Here is a 22,208-nt window from a genome sequence, read left to right on the forward strand (position 1 = left end):
AAAAGGAGGGGTTTTATGCAATTACATACCAAGGTAAAAAAGCAGCCGAGTAAACGAAAGTTTAAAATGCCTGACGCGTACGTACTATTATTTTTTATTGCCTTACTTTGTGCCATTGCTACATATTTCGTTCCTGCTGGAGAGTTTAAAAGAGTTACAAACGGTACTGTTACAACGACAATACCAGGAAGTTATCATTCTGTTCCACAATCTCCGGTAGGATTTGTTTCTTTTTTTACCGCTATTGAAAAAGGAATGACACTTGCTGCTCCTATCATCTTCTTAATTTTATTTACAGGTGGAGCCATTGCCATTCTTGAAAAAACAGGCGCTCTTGACGGTTTAATCTATCATGTTATTAACAAATTTCGTAATCAGCAATTACTTTTCATTTGTATTGTCGCCGCACTCTTTTCTATTCTCGGAACAACTGGCATTATCGTTAACTCGGTTATAGGCTTTATCCCCATCGGCATCATCGTTGCACGCACATTGAAATGGGATGCTATCGTCGGTGTAGCAATTATTTATTTAGGCACTTATGCTGGTTTTAATGCTACTATATTATCTCCCTCACCTTTAGGCATTTCACAAAAAATCGCCGAACTTCCGATGTTTTCAGGAATTGGTTTACGCACAGCAATCTATATCTCTTTTTTAATTGCCACCATTTTATATATTAATTGGTATGTAAAACGCTTAAAAAAATCGAATAAAGGAAGCATACTCGGAGATAACTGGTTTCCAAGTAATGCTCTTTCAAGTGAGAAAGAACTAGAGAAAACTGAAGTTCCTTGGACAATACGTCACAAATTAATTTTACTCGTTTCGGCTTTATCGTTAATTGCATTTTTAATAGGCGCTTTCCGTCTACATTGGACAGACGCAGAAATGACCGCTACTTTTATTTTCATAGCAATTACAGCTGGAATAATAGGTGGTATGAAAGCGAACGATATCGCTTCTACTTTTCTAGCAGGCTGCCAAAATCTCATATACGGTGCTTTGATCGTCGGAATGGCTCGTTGTATTTCAGTCATTTTAGAACAAGGCAAATTACTTGATACAATCGTTAACCAACTCTCACAGTCTCTCGAAGGACAAAGCCCTGTATTTGGCGTTATCGGCATGTATGTAAGTAGTGCCGCATTACATTTCCTCATTTCATCCGGGACAGGAGAATCTGTTATTTTCATTCCGATATTAGCTCCATTAGCTGATTTCATGCACATTACACGTCAAGTTACAGTACAAGCTGTTATGCTTGGAGAAGGTGTAGTAAACTGCCTCAATCCAACTTCTGGTGTTTTAATGGGCGTACTCGCAGCGAGCGGTATTTCTTACGGCAAATGGATTCGCTTCATGGCTCCACTTGCATTCATTTGGTTTATCATCGGACTTATTTTTCTTATTATTGGCGTGAATATTGAGTGGGGACCGTATTAAAAGACTCATATTATACTTTACTTAATAAAATATCGATTCTATTCTCCAATCCTATAAAAATCACTTATTCTAGTATAGATATAAACAGGGATTGATCATAGTGATCAATCCCTTCTCTCAAAGTAAAATACCTTTAAGTATGTTACTTCCAAATTTTATTTACCCATTCCGGATGATCAATAAAAGGATTACGATTATGTTGATATTTCGTAAAAATCACTTCATTACGCTTTCGCTCTAAATCATCTACAGGGTCTTGTTCATTCCATTTTAGTAAAACGGATAGTTTGCCCATGTATGGATCTTTATTGTTATTCACCTTTTCATTTAATTCTAAGTCTATTTCGCCGTTGTCTCCTTCATAACGAACAGCCATGTAAAATAGCATTCTAGCGATATCTCCTTTTACACTATCACGAGGTTCCCAAGAATCACTATCATATTTACATTCTGTCGCTTCCGAATGATTCACACCACCATTATCAAAATCCAGATTTCCACGTGAACTATTTACAGATACATCCGTCGCTCTTAAATGATGCAAATCTGTTCCAGCTCCTGCAGTCGTTCCAAAATCACCGTGAGATTTTGCCCAAACATGCTCTCGGTTCCAATTATCAACTCCTGAACCATTCGTAAGTTTCCCTTGCGAACGCCCAGTATATAAGAGTATCACATTGTTTTTATTATTTGGATCTTCATCAGTATCTCTTAGTGCTTCCCAAACCGCACTGTATGATAACTTTGTATGATCATCAATAATATTATGAAGTTCCTTCTTTAACTCTAAACCCGTTTTTCCTATTGCATTATTATAATATGTATCATCATAGCTTTTTACAGTAATCTCTTGTGGTGATGCAGAAGCTACTTCACCGTGTATGATATCTGTGAATGATAGAGATGCAGTACTTAAAATAAAAAATGAAGATAGTGTAACCATAGCAAGCTTTGTATTTCGAAATTTCATATACCCATTTCCCCTTTAACATATAATTTGAAGCTATTAACTAAAAAATGCTTTCTAACCCCCAAAAACTTTTAGAAAGCCATACCCATCCTTTTCTTTTTATTTAATACAAAACTCTATTGATTCTGTATTATTTCCACACTTTTGGTTTATCTACTTCTCAAGGAATATCCTTCTCTAGTAAAGATTATTAAAATATTCTTTACAATTAAAAAGTAGTTTAATGTTAACTTATAAATTTCAATTTTTTCATGCAATTATGCATATTTGATAAATCGTTCGACTTTTCCTTTTTCTATAATTGTCTTTATTTTTTGGTGTAAAACCCTTCTTCCTCTGAAAAATAAGTACAAAAATAGATTGGATACCATGTAAGGCACCAATCTATTTTAATTAAAGAAACTTTGGTAATTCTGAGTTCACAACACATTGCGCAGTAATGATAACATTTTTATATTGAGACAGAACTACTACTATTTATTTGCTATCGAATCTATATACTTTTTAATTACTTCATATACATATTCTTGATTTGCCGCTGCTGTATTTGGATTGTATTTTCCGCCGTTTGTTTTATTGTTAGATAATACTCGAATTCCTAAAAATGGTACGTCATAAGCTTTTGCGATTTGCGCTGCGGCAGCACCTTCCATTTCTTCAACAGATGTACCGTATTTTGTATGGAACCATTTAATTCTATCAACTTCATTATTCCAAACATCTGCTGAACCTATAATCCCTTCAACCACTTTACCTTTTGTATATTTATCTTTTACCGAATTAGCTGCTGCAAGTAAATCCTTATCTCCCTCGTAGTATCGGATTTTCTCAGCATTTGGATCTTCTCCTGCACTTCCTTCAGAAGCCATTAAGTCCATAGAAATCCATTTTGTCGGCTCAATTCCTTGATTCTCATCCATATTTGTTGTTTTTAATGAACCTATGTTTGCTACTTGTTTTCCTAAAACAATATCAAATACGTTTAAATTTGGATCGTGTCCACCTGATGTTCCTTGGTTAATAATCGCCTTAGGCTTATATTTTTCAATAGCCACTGCTGTAGCGGCCGCTGTATTTTCCATTCCTTTACCTGTTTTCGCTACGATTACAGGATAATTGTCGACAGTGCCTTTATAAAATACGAAAGTTCCAGACTTTTCTTCTTTCACATTTTTTAACCTTTTTGCAAACTTCTCAGCCTCTATCGGCATTGGCCCTTGAATTAAAATAGGTTGTTGATTACTTTTTGCCTCAACTTGTTTTGGAGTCACATTACATCCCGCAAGTATTGATAATGACAATGCAACAGTAGTTACTAGGGCAGCACATTTTTTCAACGTATTCTTCTTCATAAATAATCTCCTCTTTCTCTTGTTGTTTTCTATACTCGATGCTTTTGGTCCAAATAAAAAAGTTCTAGAAATTGTAGAAGAATCTCTACTTTCTAGAACTACGGTAGTCAAAGTTAATTAAGCAAAAGATAAAACAAATGCCAAATTATAGATCGGTAGCGCTCATGAAATAGCACGGCCGAATACTTTAACCCGTAGTCCAGTTCTTTCATTGGGAACTAGGTAGAAACGCTCGGACCATATTACCGAGTATATACGAGTGACGATGTGTAAAATTATTATATTGGTAATATATCAAACTTTTAGTGTGCACACAATCTAAATGTGAACATTTTCATTAAAATCATTTTAAATGTTCGTTTTTTACAAGTTAAATGGACAGTATTTTCATCTTTCAATGGATAATACCTGCAAAAAACTTACAATCCAAATACTAAACTAGATTTACCTACAACAACCGATCGCTGCTGCTTTTTTCAACCCATCTTGTCCCCTCTTCATATCAGTCTATGAACGGGGCGGGAAGGGTGCCATAAAGAATGGACGGAAGCCGCGTTTTCCGCGCAGCTTCCGTCCCGATTTTCCGGACAACTAACTCAAATACCGATTTCGGATGACCCCCATGTGATGAATCTCGTGTCCTGCGATGCCGTACGCGAGGGCGCGCGCCGTAATACTTGCGTTGTTGGCTGAGCCTTTACGAGACCACGCCTCCTCCGGTAACCCGCGCAGCAGTGTGATCGTCGATTGCCGTACGGCCCGGTAGTCTTCGGCCAATTGCGCGGTTGTCCAGTTTCCGAAAGGAGGCATGAACAATTCCTGGTCGAAACCGGACAGAGGCGTCTGGTCCCCTCTTGCGAACCGAAGCAGGCGGTAGGTCATAACGCGTTCTCCGTCTGCAATGTGGCCCACGACTTCTTTCAGCGTCCATTTTCCTTCCGCATACCGATACGCGCCATTGCTTTCGGTCAACGATGCCAGCAGCTCGGTCATTTGCTTTTCCTGAGCGAGCAAAATGTCGATGATGTTGCCTTCCGGTACCAACCTAATATACTCTCCGAAGTTGACGGCATATTCCTCTTCAGACGGTCTTTGATTCATGCGTAATCACCTCTCTATGGAGTTATAGAAAATTAAAATGTTCTTTCCAATGCTCTACTGCGATTTTTTTGCGAATTTCGTAATTTCGGCATGTATAATGAATTCGCGAAAGAATAAAACTTTCCTTTTTTTATACATTCCTATCCTAACGTGGTTTTAGTGTTCTTGTTTGTTACTGGATTAGCCAAAAAAATGTATAAAAAAGGATAATCAGCCCCATAACGGGCTAACTATCCTATAAAATTAAAACTTCTTTTCCTATGTATCATCATTTCGTTATTTCACCAAACTGAGCTCTCGTCACTTTCATCAAGTCATCCACTTTTAGCTCAATTTGCACGCCAATCTTTCCGCCGCTCACTATGATTGTTTCAAGCGATTGCGCACTCGCATCAATGCATGTTGAAAATAACTTCTTCATTCCGACTGGTGAGCAACCGCCGCGAATATATCCTGATACTTTCGTAATATCTTTAACAGGAATCATTTCAATCTTCTTTTCACTAACCGCTTTTGCTGCTGCTTTCAAGTTCAGTTCTTCATCTACCGGAATGATAAACACATGATAATTTTTACTATTTCCTTGAGCGATTAACGTTTTATATACTTCTCTCACTTCTCGTCCAATTTTCTCTGCTACTGATACGCCATCAATTTTTCCATCGTCTGGATCATATGACATCATCGAATATTCAATTTTCTCTTTATCTAATATTCGCATCGCATTTGTTTTATCTTTTTTCATAGCGGTCTCCTTAAAAGGTTATTTCATATTATTAAGTTTTCTTTTATTATACACCCTTTTCCATTTTACCTGCATAACTTCACATTTTTGTAGATATATTTATGCATCATCCTACAAAGATTTTATTTCCCATTAAATTTAAAATCACATAAAGTGAAACTTTAATCAGTGGGGGTTTTCTTCATTCCCCACTGATTATTAGTTGAACCAATCGGGCTGCCCGTTAATGCTGATTTTACATTTAACGTCCAAACTCTTTATTAAATATTTTATCCCTGCCTGTAATAACTTCTGGTCCTACTGCATTAATAGCAGTTACTAAAATATGTTCTCCTCCAACAGGTCCACCAACCCTTGTTTCAAATCCAAAAGTCCCACCAGCATGCCCCCAATACGATTGTCCATCTGATGTTTTCTCTTCATAAATTCCTAGTCCAACCTTACCTATAGGTGAATCTACTGTTGTGAACATCTGATCCATTAGCTCTTGATTTAAGAGCTTTCCACCCAACAGTGCACTGAAGAATGTAGTCAAATCTTCCACTGTTGAAACCATATTTCCAGCTGCATTTGCCCATGACTGATTAATTTCTGTCAAATCATATAAACGACCTGATCTATCCATATTATATCCATTAGCATGCTTACCCGGTATGTGCGAACTTGCTTCCATTACAAATGTCTCTTTTAACCCGAGCGGTTCAATAAATCTTTTTCTAATTTGCTCCGCATACGTATCTCCTGTTACCTTCCGAATAATTTCCCCGGCTATAACAGTATTTGTGTTTGAATAGTCCCAGCCCTCCCCTGGTGCAAATACAGGCGGCTTTGCAAGTGCTAAACTTATGAGCTCATCGGTACTATAATAACGAAATGGGTTTTGAGGCAATGTAATATCTCGCATATCTAAATCAGTATATGCTGCAATCCCACTTGTATGGTTTAATAACTGACGAATTGTAATTTTACTCCCATCATATCCGTTACCCTGTACAACTCCTGGCAACCATTTTTCAACTGTATCTTCAAGGTTTAATTGTTTCTCTTCAGCCAATTGCAGTACAACAGAAGCAGTGAAAGTCTTCGTTATGCTTCCGATACGGAACGAAAAATTCGTTTCTACAGGGTGTGGCATCTCATAACTAGCTGTTCCGGTAGCATACGACCAACGCTTTCCATCCTTTAATCCGCCAGCTATAACACTAGGAATTTTTTTATTCGTTACTAATTGATCCATTACATTTTGTACTTCTTCTCGATGTTTACTTTTCTTTTCCTTATCAGTGGGTTCCTTTTTTGATTTTGCCGCAAATTCTGAAGCTAAAATATTATTAATTTGTTTCTCTGCGCCTAATACATTAATATTTATCGAGATAACATGCTGACCATCTTTCGTTCCACCAGCAAAGTTAGTAAAACCAGGGATACCACCACCATGTCCCCATACTTCAGTACCATCTGGTAATTTTGTTGCGTGAATACCAAGTCCATACTTTCCTAATGGGGTATCTACTGTGTGAGTCACCATCTCCTTCTGCATTTCCGGTGTTAGTAATTTACCACCTAATAAGGCACGGAAGAACGTTGTCATATCTTCTCCTGTCGAAATCATTTCACCACTAGCATTAGCAAACGATGGATTAAACAAAGTAATATCTACTAATTTATCTCCCGTATTTAAATAGCCACGGGCATTTTTTTTCGGAATATCCATTGAGCTTCCAGGAAGAACTGTTTCTTTTAAACTAAGAGGATCAATAATTCGTTTTTGTATCTGCTCAGCATATGATTCCCCTGTTACTTTCTGAATAAGTAATCCAATAATAACCATATTCGTATTCGAGTATGACCATCCTTTTACTGGTTCTAATTGTAAGGCACGAGAAATTAATTGTTCCGCTGTATAATTCTCACTTGGATTCTCTATTAATTTCTCTTTAAGATCTGGAGTCAAGTAATCAGCAATTCCGCTTGTATGATTTAATAGTTGGCGAATCGTAATTTTGCTGCCATCATAACCTTTCCCTTTTATAAGTCCCGGCAACCATTTCTCTACCGTATCATCAAGACTTAACTTCTTTTCACCCGCAAGCTGCAATACTACTGTAGCTACAAAGGTCTTCGTTGTGCTCCCAATTCTAAAAGCAGAATCAGCATCTACTCTATGATTTCTCTCAATATTACCTTCCCCAGAAGCATATGCCCAACTTGCCTCTCCATTTTTCACAGTAACAATAACTCCTGGAATATTCTTTGCATCGGCAGCTTTATCAATAACTTGTTCAATTGATGTCCTTTTGTTTACGGCATGTACGTTTTCATAAGAAGGTATCGCTAACGCTCCAACCAATATTGCTCCTGTTAAAGTAAGGGCTGTTCCTTTTCTTAAGATAAATGACTTCATTATGCATCGCTCCTATTATTTTAATTTTTTCTGTTGTCTTACTCCCTCACCTTAACTTCAATATTGTTAAATCACATAGTGACAAAACGTTTTAATTTATTTATGACGCTTTATGCAACTATGTCATATAAAACATGTGACAAACTGTCAACTGCTTCATATGACATACTTTGTTGACTGTTTTTCTATTGACGATTTCAAAGATATGTTACATGATGAATCTGAATCATTGATAATTAATCTTAAAATACAAGTAGGTGCTTAATTTATGTTCTCATTCACAAAAAAATGGATTTGGTATGACTGGATATTTGTGCTCGTACGAACATTTTGGCTAATTGTTATCATCGGCGCTAATTTTATGTTTCCAACATCCATTCATACATCAAGTATGATTGTACTTTCTCTCACTTTTGTCGTTTACCTTGTACCATTAATTATTCGATATAAGAAACCAGAATGGTACCCTGCATTCGATATTATTACTGCGGGTTGTTTTTATCTTTACTTAGCATCCGTAGCTCCAAATTTACTTTGGTCTTTCATTTTACTCGTAATCATTATTGGACTATGTAGTAATCAAAATAATTATATATGGAGCGGTATTTTTTGTGGATTTGCATTCCCGCTATTGAATGCTTGGATTGCCAACCGACCACCATATGAACTAATCGTTAGTTGTAGTCTCGGTTTTGCCATTGGCATTTCTTTTAATATATTAATTCAGTATCATAAGCAATCTCGAATTATTGAAGAGCAAAAACTACTATTAGAGCAACATATTAATAGGATTGAAGAGCTTACTTTAATAGAAGAACGTAATCGATTGTCACATGAACTACATGACACAATTGGTCATACACTTACTTCTCTCATCGCTGGCGTCACATCACTAAGATCATCGGTACCGGATTCACAGTTTGAACGAATTGATTCCCTTATCAGTATTGCTCAGCATAGTCTAAATGATATTCGAAAGCATCTACATGAGCTATCTCATAATCCACTTAGTAATTCATTAAGTGAATCACTACAACAATTAACAAAAGAATTTATGAAATCTACAGGTACAACCGTTACATTTCGTATGATCGGAAACGAGACTCTTGTAATGCAAAAACTAAATTTTTGCCTATACCGTTGTCTTCAAGAGTCGTTAACAAATGCTGTTCGGCACGGTAAAGCGAGCAACATATCCGTTCAACTACATTTCGACGACCAACAACTTCGATTGCAAATTGAAGATAACGGGATTGGAATGAAAGAAATTCAATTTGGCTTTGGACTCAGCGGAATGAAAGAGCGACTTGAACAAATTCAAGGGACATTATCGGTTCAGTCTAATGTTGAACAGGGAACATTAATTGTTTGTAATATTCCATTACAAACAAAACTTGTACATGACATAATTCGCTTATTGGTCGTTGATGATCAGACACTTATTACAAATAGTTTAGAGCAAATTTTAGAGCACCAAACTGATTTTATTGTTGCTGGTAAGGCATATGATGGATCTGATGCATTAAAATTATGTGAACAATTACAACCTGACATTGTACTAATGGACATTCAGATGCCAGAAATGAATGGTATTGAGGCTTTACTAGAAATGAAGCGACGTTGGCCTAATATGAAGATTGTACTTATGACAACATTTGAAGATTCCTTACAAGCAGCAACAGCACTTGAACATGGAGCTGAAGGTTACATGTTGAAATCTATTCATCCACAAGAAATGAAGGAGGCCTTGAAACTTATTTATAACGGTGGAACTTGGATTGACCAATCAGTTGCCACACGCATTTTTGAAGAAATGAAAATTCAACGTGAGCAATTAGCGAAAATCAAATCAACTAAACAAACTTCTCCATATGGGCTTACAAAACGGGAAATGGAAATTTTAGAACATCTATCAAACGGATTACGCTATAAATCTATTGCCGCTAAGCTATTTTTATCTGAAGGAACAATCCGTAATTACTGCTCAAATCTCTATTCAAAACTAGGTGTTAACAATCGTGAAGAAGCGATAAAAATGGCACGAACAGAAAACATCTTGTAGGCAATGTGCAATGAATACATTTCGCTTCACAACTAAAAATATTGATAATTCAAAAATCATCTGATATAATTTGGAAAAACTTATGTTAAGGAGAGATTTGTCATGCGAAATGTTAATACTTCTTTCCAACTTCATCATCATACGTAACGCCGTGTATCCGAAGAAAAATTTTTCTTCGTGGGTACAGGGCTTTTCCTGTTGACCCACGAAGCGTTCATAAAGCTATGTGGGTATTTTTATACCCGCATAGCTTTTTTTAATTTAAAAAAGGAGTGATTATAATGGAAATGAAAAATGTAAAAGGAACGAAAGACTATTTACCAGAGGAACAAGTGTTGCGAAATAAAATTAAAAGAGCTTGTGAAGACACGTTCGAACGATACGGATGTAAACCGTTAGAAACACCAACGTTAAATATGTATGAGCTTATGTCTTACAAGTACGGCGGTGGCGATGAAATTTTAAAAGAAATATATACGCTTAAAGATCAAGGAAAGCGCGACCTTGCCTTACGCTACGATTTAACCATTCCATTCGCAAAAGTCGTGGCAATGAACCCGAACATCCGCCTCCCTTTTAAACGGTATGAAATTGGAAAAGTATTTCGAGATGGGCCAATTAAACAAGGTAGATTTCGTGAGTTCATACAATGCGACGTTGATATAGTTGGTGTAGAATCTGTCATGGCAGAAGCGGAACTTATGAGTATGGCGTTTGAACTGTTCCGAACGTTAAACTTAGAAGTAACGATCCAATATAATAACCGAAAATTGTTAAACGGCATTCTCGAATCTATTAACATCCCTACTGAACGAACGAGTGACGTCATTTTATCATTAGACAAAATCGAAAAGATTGGGATTGATGGTGTACGAAAAGATGTACTAGAGCGCGGAATTACTGAAGAAATGGCTGATACGATATGTAATACCGTTTTATCTTGTCTAAAGCTTTCAATTAATGACTTTAAAGACGCTTTCAATACTCCACTCGTTGCCGATGGAGTAAACGAACTACAACAATTACAGCAATACTTAATTGCCCTTGGAATAAATGAAAATGCTATATTCAATCCATTTTTAGCACGAGGACTTACAATGTATACAGGTACCGTGTATGAAATCTTTTTAAAAGATGGCTCGATTACATCCAGCATCGGTAGCGGTGGTCGATACGATAATATTATCGGAGCATTCCGTGGTGATAATATGAGCTATCCAACAGTCGGTATTTCATTCGGTTTAGACGTTATTTATACAGCACTATCTCAGAAAGAAACAATATCATCTACAGCGGATGTATTTATCATCCCACTCGGGACAGAATTACAATGCTTACAAATTGCCCAGCAATTACGTTCTACAACTTCCTTAAAAGTCGAACTCGAACTAGCGGGACGCAAATTAAAACGGGCCCTTAATTATGCCAATAAGGAAAACATCCCTTATGTGCTTATTATTGGGGAAGAAGAACTTAGTACAGAAACCGTTATGCTGCGGAATATGAAGGAAGGTAGTGAGGTGAAGGTTCCCCTTTCTTCTTTAAATAGTTATTTATAATACGAACCACCCTCGCTTGGGTGGTTTTTCTATTTTATAGATAACGAAACCATTAGTTAACATAAAACAATTATATTCTACTAAAAATCACAAGTATTTAATATCCAATTACCTATTATTTTTGGCAATATATAGATATTAATTATTTTAGGAGGATTTACTTTGAAAACCTACATACAAGCACTAAAGTGGACTACAGGTATCTATCACCTTTTATTACTTCCTTGTTATTATGTATTTCCAAGTCTTGTTAACCTAAATGGGATACCTTTGCTACTATTAATTGCTTTACATATCACTACTATTTTATTAGCTAAAAAAGCAGGCATGAATGCGTACCCTCATTATATCGGTATTATCGTTACCCTAGTTGCCTTCTTTCCTTATATAGAAATGGTTCTACATTTTATAGCAGCCTTTTTCCTTTTATTAGATGCTGCTTCTACGAATGCAAAAGAAGTGTATGATTCATAGCTGGATAAAATGAAACTTTAATCAGTAGAGTTTTGAAGTCGGTTAGCAAATTGCAAAATTTACACAATAACTTTATTGTTAACACCCAAAAAGGATTTACTTTTTAAGTAAATCCTTTTTTAATTTCAAATTACTTTCCCTACTCCAGACTAATAAAAGAATATTCTGTTTTATTTTTATAAAATTCTAAATATTTACAATACAACTTAATTATCATACATTTTAGTTATGTAAAAAATCTAAGTTTAAAGGAGATGAATTCATGCTTAAAAAGTTAGTAGTAGGTGCATTATTAACTGTTTCATCGTTAACTGGAGGGCTAGGATCAGTATCAGCTAGTACCGAAAAAGATTATACGATTTCCTCTTTCGAATATGTAACTGTAGATGAAAAGACTGTTGATTCGTTTAACAAATTGAGTGCTCCATCAAAGGAAGACGTAAAAATAACGCTAGTTCTACCGAAACAAAATCAAAATGGAGACTGGTTATCTTATGGATTTTCGAGCAAAGAAAGTTTAGAGGCTTTTATTGAAAAAGATAAACAAAGGTTGAATAATACAATCACTCCCCTTGGTGTTGAAGGAAGCGGACCTGGTAGTACAGACTTCTATAAACGTACAAATCAAGGTAGCGAATATTTTTCTCTAAGTAGCGGTTATAAAAACTTGTCTCCTAGTTGGCAAAATCAAATTTCTTCTGTAAGTACAGCATCCCCTACTGCTAGCTATTCAACAACGCTATGGGAACGTACTTCAACTGAAGGATATGGAAAAGGTGTTGTTTTTAAACATGCTGATTGGTATGGTAAAACTGCAAACTTGGCTGCCATTCCAACTTCAGCAGTTGAAGTTAAAAAGTAAAAATACAGAAATAAAAGGTGTCTTCACGTATGGAAAACACCTTTTATTTCTACAACTCTTAACTATTATTTTTCGTATTTCTACTCTCCAAAACTTTCTCCATATTATGAGTTGCCCACTCCATCATTAATAGAATCATTGGACGTAGCGATTCACCAAGCTCCGTTAACGAATATTCTACTTTTGGCGGCACTTCACGGTATACTTCACGATGTATAATGCCATCTGCTTCAAGTTCTCTCAGCTGCAGTGTTAACATTCTTTGTGTGATATTAGGTTTTAATCTTTTTAATTCATTAAATCTCTTTGTACCATCTAATAAATGATACAAAATAACCCCTTTCCATTTTCCGCCAATAACCTCAACCATAGCTTCCACTGGACAAGAATATTTATTTAAAAATGGGTAATTTATATTATTTTCGTTTGAACAATCCATCATAAGTCCCTTCCCTTACCAATAGTATCTTTTTTGATACTATAACACATAAATGTGCGTACTTGTATCGATGTTACTTTAAAAATATAATTTACTTACAAAATACATTAATGAAAAGAGGAACTTTTATGACAAATACAAAAGAAATTACAAAAGAGAAAATTATGGAGGCCTTTCATTTCAGACATGCATGTAAAGAGTTCGATCCTATGTACAAAATTTCAGAAGAAGATTTTCATTTCATTTTAGAAACAGGAAGATTATCTCCTTCTTCTTTTGGATATGAACCTTGGAAATTTATTGTCGTACAAAATAAAGAATTAAGAGAAAAACTACAACCGCATTCATGGGGCGCTGGTGGGCAACTTGCAACAGCTAGTCACTTTGTTATTGTTCTTTCAAGAAACATTAAAGATATGCATTATGATGCAGAGTATATTAAACATATGATGAACGATATTATTGGATTACCTGAAGACACTCAACAAATTAGATATGAATTCTTCAAAAAGTTCCAGGAAACAGATTTTAACTTATTACAATCCGATCGTGCTGTATTTGATTGGGCATCTAAGCAAACTTATATTGCTTTAGGTAATATGATGACGAGCGCAGCTCAAATCGGTATTGATTCTTGTCCAATAGAAGGATTTGATAAAGAAAAAGTAGATTCTTTACTTCGTCAAGAAGGCATTATAAAAGACGATAATCTTGAAGCATCAGTTATGGTTGCCTTTGGTTACCGTAAAGAAGAGCCAAAGCGTGATAAAACAAGACAGACTATGGATACAATTGTTGAATGGATTAAGTAATATAGCACTCACAAATAAAACTCCTTCTAGCTAAATACTTATTCTATTGAAGAATCATTTGTTTTTCTAATGTATGAAATTGATTTTTCATGGAAAGATATGTTAGTATGTATACAGTTTGAGCGCTCTATTTTTTAGAGTCGAACAGGAGGAGAATGGATATGTCTGATATTGAAGTTGGCGAAGTGTTTACTCTCAGTGATGAGAATAATGAGGATCAGGAAGTAGAAGTACTCGGAGCGATGGATGTCGAAGGCGCAGAATATATTGCAGTTGCCTTCGTAGAAGACATTCAAACAGAATCTGAGGAAGACATTGATATTTTCTTTTTAAAAGTAGAAGAAGATAATGAGTTTTCATACATTGAAAATGATGAAGAGTTTGATAAAGTATCTGCTGCTTTTGATAAAATTTTGGACGAGCAAGAGCAAGAATAATAAGAATGAAAAACACGAGGGTGGATGCATATCCGCCCTCTTTTTATTTATCACTCACCCAAAGACTTATGCAACAATTCCAGTACATCTTTCATCACAAAAGGCCCGTCTTTTTTCACATGCTCAGCGAATTCAGAAACGAGACGTAATGTTCTTACACTTTCAATTGGATGCTCGCCTGATGCACTTTCAGCAGAAAGCATAACTGCATTCGTTCCGTCCAGTACAGCTTGAAACACATCAGTTACCTCAGCCCTTGTTGGAATAGAATGATCTACCATTGATTGAAGCATTTGTGTCGCTGTAATAACATATGTATTCGTTCGATTACATTCCTGAATCATCATTTTCTGCAAGAGCGGAATAAATTGATACGGCAACTCTACTCCTAAATCACCCCTTGCAATCATAATTCCGTCTGCTTCTTTACATATATCTTGAAAATTCTCGATCGCTTCCATCGTTTCTATTTTGGCAATTACATTAGGTGATGTTTCTTTATACTGTTGTATAAAATCTCGTATTTCTTTTATTTGACTAGGTTTCCGTACGAAAGAACATGCGATAAAATCAACATCCTCTTCTAAAAGAAACTGAATGTCTTTTTTATCTTTCTCTGTAATAGCTGGTAAACTAACGATTGCCCCTGGTAAGTTCACCCCTTTATGAGATGAGATATTACCACCTGTTTTGACCTTTGTTTCTATTTTATCCGCGCTTACCGTTTCAACGATTAACTCAACTTCTCCATCATTAATTAAAATTCTACTTCCAACTTTCACATCATTCGTGATTCCTTCATAATCAACACTTGCTTCTCTATTGCTCCCTGTAACTGCTTGCGTATGTAAAATAAAAGAATCTCCCGCCTGAAGTGTAATTTGTTCTCCTTTTACTTCACCTAACCTTATTTTAGGACCTTGTACATCGCCTAAAATTTTAATAGAATCGTCTAACGATTTGACTAAACGAATGATGTCTTTATGACTTTCATGCGTGCCATGTGATAAATTCAAGCGCACTATTTTCATACCATTGTTTATTAACTGCGCTAACGTTTCTTTATTATTACTTGCTGGCCCAATTGTACAAACTCGATCGATTGTCATTTTTATCACCATCCTTTTTCGTTAGGTTTACCATAAACTTTACTTACACTCTCAATACAAAAAAGCCTACTTCCACAGTAGGCTTTTCAAACTACGAAAGTTTCGTTAATAACTGAGTTAAATCTTTTTTCGTTTTCGTCGTTAATGATTTCATTTTATTAATATCTATCTTTTCTTTCTCCGCTCCTACAATTAACGGATACATACTTTGTCCGATTGTTTTATATTCAGCTGGGTGAGATGCTTCTAACTCTTTCTCGATTACATCCCACTTTTCATTAATTTGTTTTCCAAGTTTATTTACTGTTTCTAATTTCGGATTTGCAGCTAATTGCTTGTCTAAACTATCAACTAATGCAGCAACTTCTTTTACATTTGTTTTCACAGCTACGCTTTTCTTCGGATCTTTCGTTGTTTTTCCGTTTGAGTTTGTACTTGTACTTTGATCTGTTGTTTTTCCGCTAGTCGTTTCGTCATTCGTTTTTCCTGTCGTCTCTTTTTCTTTTGTTTTCACATTCTCATTTTGAGATGACGTTTTACCGTTACTCTCTGTTCCTGATGATTCTTTCGTATTTTTTGCATCCTTATCTGTTTTTTCATTTGAAGAAGTATTTGTATCTTTTTCAGTATCTTTCGTTGTTTTTGACGTCTCATCCGCACTTGTCGTTTTTGATTCTCCTTCATTTTGCGCTGTTACTTGCTCTTTCTTTTCTGTCTCTTTATCTGCTGAAGGACTACAAGCTGCCATAGTAAGCATTGTACCAATTGTTATCGATGCGATAGCGACCTTTTTCATTTTCATATAAATCCCCCTATGTTTACTTTATTTATCCTCCCCTTTACGATTCGATTTCCCCTTAAAAAATCCCTTTTCACATGAATTACCATCTTTCCGACAGTAATCTTCATAATAATACGTACAAAAACTGATAAACTCATTTGAATATTCGAGTTTCTTCTACTTCATTTTTCTTCTCTGTAGTAAAAGAAAAAGAGTATATTGTCAAATGAAGAATTACTATCTTCATATGACGATATACTCTCCTATCAAATTTTTATCTTTCTTGACATTTTATTTAAACAAAAAAATAAAATTTTCTTTTATTTTTTTGTTTCTCAACAATTGTTAACATAATATATTTATGAGTAACCACCGTTCGAATGAATGACTTGCCCCGTAATCCATTTTGCTTCTTCACTTACTAAAAAAGAAATTAAGCGTGCTGCATCTGACGGTTCTCCTACTTTACCTTGTGGGAACTTCCATACTAAATGATGCTTCAGCTCCTCTGTAATCCATCCTGTATTCGTCGGTCCTGGATCAACAGCATTCACTGTAATCCCCTTCTCCATCGCAACTGGTGCTACTGATTTTGTAAATGCTTCAATTGCTCCTTTCGTTGCTGCGTATGCTAGTTCATCAGGCATTGGCCCTAGTGACTGTCCTGAAGTAAGGTTAATAATACTTCCATTCGTTTTCAGTGCATAATGTTTTATAAATAATGAACTTAATTGCATAGTAGCGCGGACATTTACTGTATAATGTTTATCTAGCTGTTCTACATTTAATTCTTCAATTCTCGTATGTGTAGAATACGCTGCATTATTAATTAAAATAGATGGATCACCTAAACGTTCTGAGACCATATAAAACAAACGATTTGGCGAATACGACTGCGATAAATTGATTTCTGCCATTTCACATCGAACACCTAAACTTTCAATCTCCTCTTTCAACAAAAAGGGCTCTTTGTCATGCATTCCCCACGGCATCGCTTTATCATACTGAGACCAGTACGTGAAAAAAATGTCTATCCCTTTTTGAGCAAGCACCTTGCATACAGCTGCACCAATTCCATTCAGACGAGTTGCCCCTGTTACAATTGCTATTTTCTTCACCTTTTCTCCTCCATCTATGGATAAATCCCCTGCACGAATACAGAGGATCTATCTTTTTATTCAATATTTGATAATATGCGTTCTGCACCTAATTTTAAAATTTTAATGAAGATATAATTTACAATCGTAAACATTACAAATAAAACGATAAACATAACCCACAGTCCTACTTGAAGGAAGAAGTATAATAGACTTACTCCCGCTACAATAACTAAAGCTATAAAAATATTAGCTAAAAAGTTCCACAAAGTTGTATATCGGCTCTTAAATAATTTCTGCTCTGTATCCCAATGTATATCCGCAGTTTGTGCATCCCAGCGTGTACCAATTAAATTAATTAACAGTAAACCGTTCGCACTTAGTAAAAACCACAGTAACATGAATACAGGAGAAATCCCAGCTACAACCGCCATCGTAATGCCGAATACTGCTAAAATGATCACATTAATTAACCAAGCCGTGATTGCTTTCGCAAAAAAGATATCCGAAGCTTTTACAGGTAAATAACGATTCACAAACCAAGAGCTTCCATCACGTGAAAATGATGTTGTCGCGATAACGTTACTTCCCATTAAAAATAGCGATGCACAAAGACCAACACCAATTGCAAGGCCTGCCGATTTTGGGTTATCAATATACCCTGTAATCCACTTTAAATTCCCGTCTTGCACGAATAAAACAAAGAATAACATAATCGGCATAACGAAAGTTTGTACGATACAATTTAAGAAAAATTGTGGTGTACGGAATAACGTTTTAAATTCTTTTTTCACATATGCTTTCAAATGTGAACTTTGTACCGTTGATTTCTGTAAGCCTTCTGCTGAAATGACCTCTTTTTTTGCTGTACTCGTTGAAAGCCCAATAACCCCTTTTAAATATGTACGCTCTGCAATGTAATAAAACAACACAAAGAATACAAATGAAATAAGTGCAAAGATGATTACGTATAAAGGACCCTTCCAATTTGCATTTTCTACTAATGCCACTGCTCCGAAATATGTAGTTGGAAAATAGTTTGTCATTTGTACTAGAAGAGAAGATTCGTTGTTCGCTAGGTAATTCGTAATTGCATCTTCAGAAAACGAACTTTTATTTTTCCACTGTAAAAACACATTAATTCCTACAATAAATAGTATACTTACGATTCCAATAAATATATTTCCTCGGTCTTTATTTTTCGCTATATTTGTATACCTCATAATAACTGTCATCAGTAACGACGCTAATATTAACGGCACAATCGGGAAGAGTAAGTAAATAAAAATCATGTATATGTAATATGTAATAAATGCGCCACTTTTTAACCCGTACGTAATAAAGATTGGTAATAAAATGAATGAACTCATTACGTATTGTGTAATTAATACTGTTAAAAATTTCGCCGAAATAATTTGCGCTGGTTTTAATGGTAATGGCAACAACATTTCAATGTCATTACTATAGTAAAATACAGTTAAAATGTTCGTAATACTCATTAAAAATACCCAAATACTCGCAATCGCAAGTCCCATTGCGATAATCATTCCCGGATTTTGCCCTAAATGTATCATTCCCTCATACATTGCGTGTGTGATAGAACCAAACAGTAAAAAGCCGACAAATAAAATAGCTGCAAATGAAAATAAATACGCCCATCGCTTCTTCTTATCTGTTATAAAATCCGCATAATTTAATTTTAATAATACTTTCGTTAACGTCCAAATTTTACTCATTGCCCGTCATCTCCAAGAACATTTTTTCAAGTGATTCATTGGATTTAAAATGATCTCTCATTTCATCTAAATTTCCTTTAAACTGCAAATTTCCCCTATTAATAATCGCAACGCGGTCACATATTTTTTCAGCTACTTCTAATACGTGAGTAGAGAAAAATACAATCTTCCCTTTATCCGCATGTTCTCTCATCATTTCTTTTAAAATATATGCAGATTTAGGATCAAGCCCCGTTAACGGTTCGTCTAAAATCCATACATCTGGCTCATGCACGAGCACACCAATAATAACGATTTTTTGTCTCATACCGTGCGAGTAACTTTGAATTTGATCCGATAACGCATTGTAAAGATCAAATTTCTTCGCTAAAGACTCAATTCGTTCTTGTCGCACTTCTTTCGGCACTTCATACATATCTGCCATAAAGTTTAAATATTCAATTCCCTTTAAACGTAAAAACATATCTGGGCTATCTGGCACATAACCAAACGTCTTTTTCGCTTCCATCGGATTTTTCATAATATCTATACCGTTAATCGTAATCGTCCCTTTGTCCACCCCATGAATACCAGTAATCATTTTAATTGTCGTTGATTTACCCGCACCATTCGGCCCTAGAAATCCAAAAATTTCTCCGCTAGGCACAGATAAACTTAAATCTTTTACTGCATAAGTAGACCCATTATAACTTTTTGACACATTCGTAATTTCAATCATTACATCCAATCCTTTCCTTAATTACCAAATAACTATATTAACATTATAGCATACTTCTATTTTTTTATTTTTCAGTTTTTTAACCTTTAAAATAAATATACACGCCTAATCCAACGATTAAAACGACAGCTAGTATAATATAAATCATCGTAAGCCTTCTAATATTCCCCTTTGTTGCTTTACTATAATTCGCATCACCCTTTCGCCCAATTAACACCGTCGCTACTACAGTAATGACTACAAGTAATACAACGATCATGATCCAAGTTAACATGCCTTCCTCCCCCTCCTTACAACCATTTTACAATATTATCCTCTTTATTTCGCAGTATATTTCCTCTTTTTACTATTATTATGAAAAGAATTGGAAAACTATTATTACTATACATTTTCACATGTGATATATTTATAACATAACGTGATTTATTTCTAACACTGAAAGGAGAATCTATCGTGAAAACAACTTGGATAAAATATTTAGGATTTCTCGGTTTCTTCGGTTTCCTCGGCTTTTTTTATGAAAAAGGATTGTTTACTATGTTTTGTTTCTTCTCCTTTTTCACAACGTATAGAACGGTTCAACACGATGAACTATTTGAACAAATCGTCAATAAATCGTGCCGCAATGCCTTTATCGTTACATTACTAACGACCGCTATCATTATGTTTATTGAAATGTTATTTCCAAACCCGGTGCTACAAGAGATTGATATCGCTCTTATTTTCAGCACACTCATTCTTACGTTCGGCTTCTCTATGTTCTTTTATGATAAACCTGTTGATGAAATGGAAGATGCGCCATGGCGTTCGTAACGAGAATAAAAGAATACCGCGCCAAATCGAACATGACACAAGAAGATTTAGCGAAAACTGTTGGTGTACGTCGTGAAACGATAAGCCATCTCGAAAAAGGAAAATACAACCCTTCCTTACAACTCGCTCACGATATAGCGAAGGCACTTCATAGTACGATTGATGAGATTTTTATTTTTGAGGATTAATTAAGGACACAAAATCACATAAAAATACCGGCATCCTTCCCATGAAGAATGCCGGTACTTCTCATTTATCAACCATACAAAACAGCATGAAATACGCCTAACAGTAAGTATTGATCTTCTATATAATTTTCATCATATACATCCATCTCGATATAATACATATCTTCCTCAAGACGAATATTCCAATCTGCGATTACATAGCCGTTTCGTAATAACTTTCCAAGCCCAATTGAAGTTTTGTGAACAACATATTCTTCTCCCTTATATGTAAAAGTAAATAAGAAATTTGCATCTAATAACTTTCCGTCACATACAAGTATTTCATGCTCTGCATCATTATTATCGATGTACGTTACTAAAATTCTTCTTTGACGCTGCCTACTTACATCCTTTGCAATGACACGAATATTGTCCTTACTATCCTTTATTTCATAAATGATATTACTACCGACTTTCGGAATGAAGTCTAGCACTTTCATCAACGCATTTTTATAATAGCCCCGTACTACGCCTACTCCTTCGCTTCCATTGTAAACCTCTATTGAAGTCGTATCCGCTTTACTATCACACAGTCGTTTATAAGAAAGCTGCATCATTCGCTCTCCTCTTAAGTACTGATCAAACGTCACAGGATATTCTATCGCGCGCAGCTCCTTATTGAGCTCATTCAAATAACGCCCAACGCTTTCTACTAATACTGTAGTGGATATACGCTCCTGAAGTTCAAATTGCTGCCAACTGGAAGCAACTCTCCACTGATCTTCCTCTTCATATAAGAATCCGAGAATTACTTCCTCACGGTTACTCGTTTCATAATTCAACTGTTCGTTCTTCCCATGTTGCACTTGTTCCATCCACTGTCCTAAATAAATGCCGAGCTCTGCAACCTTCATACATGACTTCTGAAAAAGTACGCTGTCACCGACAAGCATCGTTACATCCCCTTCAATAAAGCCATTTGCATAAGCGGCATACCGTGGCTCATCCTTCTGCGGAATATTTTTGTCTAACTCAAATAAAAACGTTAACATCTTTCACTCACCTCTAGTTATTACACCGATCGTACCTATAAATTGAACGCAACTCAAATTATATCGACACGA

Annotated in this window: 22 protein-coding genes and 1 riboswitch; of the genes, 9 read left to right on the forward strand and 13 right to left on the reverse strand. The window is 35.5% G+C overall.

The window, feature by feature from the left end; genetic code table 11:
* Positions 1-15: 15 nt before the first annotated feature.
* Entirely contained in the window at positions 16-1,446 is a 1,431-nt protein-coding gene (locus GFJ36_RS17515) for a YfcC family protein (protein ID WP_097889838.1), read from the forward strand.
* 142 nt (positions 1,447-1,588) lie between these two features.
* On the opposite strand, the gene GFJ36_RS17520 is transcribed toward GFJ36_RS17515, so the two are convergent.
* The 5 genes from GFJ36_RS17520 to GFJ36_RS17540 all read right to left on the reverse strand — a co-directional run bounded on the left by GFJ36_RS17520 (position 1,589) and on the right by GFJ36_RS17540 (position 8,018).
* A complete protein-coding gene (locus GFJ36_RS17520) occupies positions 1,589-2,416 on the reverse strand; it encodes an endonuclease I family protein (protein ID WP_048544587.1) in 828 nt (275 codons plus the stop codon).
* Between the two features lie 473 nt (positions 2,417-2,889).
* Positions 2,890-3,768: a 5'-methylthioadenosine/S-adenosylhomocysteine nucleosidase gene (locus tag GFJ36_RS17525; protein ID WP_087984165.1), complete on the reverse strand. Its 879-nt coding sequence runs from the start codon at positions 3,766-3,768 to the stop codon at positions 2,890-2,892.
* Between the two features lie 175 nt (positions 3,769-3,943).
* A riboswitch (purine riboswitch) is annotated at positions 3,944-4,047 on the reverse strand.
* Positions 4,048-4,359: 312 nt separating this feature from the next.
* The gene (locus GFJ36_RS17530) at positions 4,360-4,869 is read right to left on the reverse strand and encodes a DinB family protein (RefSeq protein WP_087984164.1); all 510 of its coding nucleotides are present in this window, start codon (positions 4,867-4,869) and stop codon (positions 4,360-4,362) included.
* Between the two features lie 268 nt (positions 4,870-5,137).
* Positions 5,138-5,614 carry a Cys-tRNA(Pro) deacylase gene (gene ybaK, locus GFJ36_RS17535; protein ID WP_087984163.1) on the reverse strand — a complete coding sequence of 159 codons (477 nt, stop codon included), beginning with the start codon at positions 5,612-5,614 and terminating at the stop codon, positions 5,138-5,140.
* 241 nt (positions 5,615-5,855) lie between these two features.
* Complete coding sequence (locus GFJ36_RS17540; protein WP_098961673.1) at positions 5,856-8,018, reverse strand: serine hydrolase domain-containing protein; 2,163 nt, start codon at positions 8,016-8,018, stop codon at positions 5,856-5,858.
* 268 nt (positions 8,019-8,286) lie between these two features.
* Here GFJ36_RS17540 and GFJ36_RS17545 point away from each other — a divergent pair, with 268 nt between their 5' ends.
* From GFJ36_RS17545 to GFJ36_RS17560, 4 genes are all read left to right on the forward strand, one after another.
* Positions 8,287-10,080: a hybrid sensor histidine kinase/response regulator transcription factor gene (locus GFJ36_RS17545; protein ID WP_097889836.1), complete on the forward strand. Its 1,794-nt coding sequence runs from the start codon at positions 8,287-8,289 to the stop codon at positions 10,078-10,080.
* Between the two features lie 281 nt (positions 10,081-10,361).
* Complete coding sequence (locus GFJ36_RS17550) at positions 10,362-11,639, forward strand: histidine--tRNA ligase (RefSeq protein WP_087984160.1); 1,278 nt, start codon at positions 10,362-10,364, stop codon at positions 11,637-11,639.
* A gap of 162 nt (positions 11,640-11,801) precedes the next feature.
* Positions 11,802-12,113, forward strand: a complete 312-nt coding sequence (locus GFJ36_RS17555; protein ID WP_087984159.1) for a hypothetical protein — start codon at positions 11,802-11,804, stop codon at positions 12,111-12,113.
* Between the two features lie 262 nt (positions 12,114-12,375).
* Positions 12,376-12,975, forward strand: a complete 600-nt coding sequence (locus GFJ36_RS17560) for a hypothetical protein (protein ID WP_087984158.1) — start codon at positions 12,376-12,378, stop codon at positions 12,973-12,975.
* Between the two features lie 58 nt (positions 12,976-13,033).
* Here the strand turns inward: GFJ36_RS17560 and GFJ36_RS17565 are convergent, their stop codons facing one another.
* Complete coding sequence (locus GFJ36_RS17565; protein ID WP_000340656.1) at positions 13,034-13,414, reverse strand: winged helix-turn-helix transcriptional regulator; 381 nt, start codon at positions 13,412-13,414, stop codon at positions 13,034-13,036.
* Positions 13,415-13,542: 128 nt separating this feature from the next.
* On the opposite strand from GFJ36_RS17565, the gene GFJ36_RS17570 reads away from it, so the two are divergent.
* Together GFJ36_RS17570 and GFJ36_RS17575 are read left to right on the forward strand one after the other, a co-directional pair.
* Positions 13,543-14,226, forward strand: a complete 684-nt coding sequence (locus tag GFJ36_RS17570) for an NAD(P)H-dependent oxidoreductase (RefSeq protein ID WP_097889835.1) — start codon at positions 13,543-13,545, stop codon at positions 14,224-14,226.
* Positions 14,227-14,381: 155 nt separating this feature from the next.
* Complete coding sequence (locus GFJ36_RS17575) at positions 14,382-14,663, forward strand: DUF1292 domain-containing protein (protein ID WP_002008111.1); 282 nt, start codon at positions 14,382-14,384, stop codon at positions 14,661-14,663.
* A gap of 50 nt (positions 14,664-14,713) precedes the next feature.
* Here the strand turns inward: GFJ36_RS17575 and GFJ36_RS17580 are convergent, their stop codons facing one another.
* The 6 genes from GFJ36_RS17580 to GFJ36_RS17605 all read right to left on the reverse strand — a co-directional run bounded on the left by GFJ36_RS17580 (position 14,714) and on the right by GFJ36_RS17605 (position 20,378).
* Complete coding sequence (locus tag GFJ36_RS17580; protein WP_087984156.1) at positions 14,714-15,784, reverse strand: pyruvate kinase; 1,071 nt, start codon at positions 15,782-15,784, stop codon at positions 14,714-14,716.
* A gap of 79 nt (positions 15,785-15,863) precedes the next feature.
* Complete coding sequence (locus GFJ36_RS17585; RefSeq protein WP_087984155.1) at positions 15,864-16,574, reverse strand: hypothetical protein; 711 nt, start codon at positions 16,572-16,574, stop codon at positions 15,864-15,866.
* Positions 16,575-16,912: 338 nt separating this feature from the next.
* Positions 16,913-17,671: an SDR family oxidoreductase gene (locus GFJ36_RS17590; RefSeq protein WP_048544550.1), complete on the reverse strand. Its 759-nt coding sequence runs from the start codon at positions 17,669-17,671 to the stop codon at positions 16,913-16,915.
* 56 nt (positions 17,672-17,727) lie between these two features.
* On the reverse strand, positions 17,728-19,386 hold the full coding sequence (locus GFJ36_RS17595) for a putative ABC transporter permease subunit (protein ID WP_087984152.1): 1,659 nt from the start codon (positions 19,384-19,386) through the stop codon (positions 17,728-17,730).
* Positions 19,379-20,104 (reverse strand): ABC transporter ATP-binding protein, encoded by a 726-nt coding sequence (locus GFJ36_RS17600; protein WP_087984151.1) that lies wholly within the window; start codon positions 20,102-20,104, stop codon positions 19,379-19,381. Before GFJ36_RS17600 ends, GFJ36_RS17595 begins: the two co-directional genes overlap by 8 nt.
* 79 nt (positions 20,105-20,183) lie before the next feature.
* Positions 20,184-20,378 (reverse strand): hypothetical protein, encoded by a 195-nt coding sequence (locus GFJ36_RS17605; RefSeq protein WP_087984150.1) that lies wholly within the window; start codon positions 20,376-20,378, stop codon positions 20,184-20,186.
* Between the two features lie 179 nt (positions 20,379-20,557).
* Here GFJ36_RS17605 and GFJ36_RS17610 point away from each other — a divergent pair, with 179 nt between their 5' ends.
* Positions 20,558-20,917 carry a DUF3796 domain-containing protein gene (locus GFJ36_RS17610; protein ID WP_073515681.1) on the forward strand — a complete coding sequence of 120 codons (360 nt, stop codon included), beginning with the start codon at positions 20,558-20,560 and terminating at the stop codon, positions 20,915-20,917.
* Positions 20,905-21,105 (forward strand): helix-turn-helix transcriptional regulator, encoded by a 201-nt coding sequence (locus tag GFJ36_RS17615; protein ID WP_087984149.1) that lies wholly within the window; start codon positions 20,905-20,907, stop codon positions 21,103-21,105. Before GFJ36_RS17610 ends, GFJ36_RS17615 begins: the two co-directional genes overlap by 13 nt.
* A gap of 68 nt (positions 21,106-21,173) precedes the next feature.
* On the opposite strand, the gene GFJ36_RS17620 is transcribed toward GFJ36_RS17615, so the two are convergent.
* Positions 21,174-22,136 (reverse strand): tubby C-terminal domain-like protein, encoded by a 963-nt coding sequence (locus GFJ36_RS17620; protein WP_087984148.1) that lies wholly within the window; start codon positions 22,134-22,136, stop codon positions 21,174-21,176.
* Between the last annotated feature and the right edge of the window lie 72 nt (positions 22,137-22,208).

Origin of the sequence: Bacillus sp. EE-W1 (assembly GCF_009760835.1) — a bacterium.
Lineage (GTDB): Bacteria > Bacillota > Bacilli > Bacillales > Bacillaceae_G > Bacillus_A > Bacillus_A wiedmannii.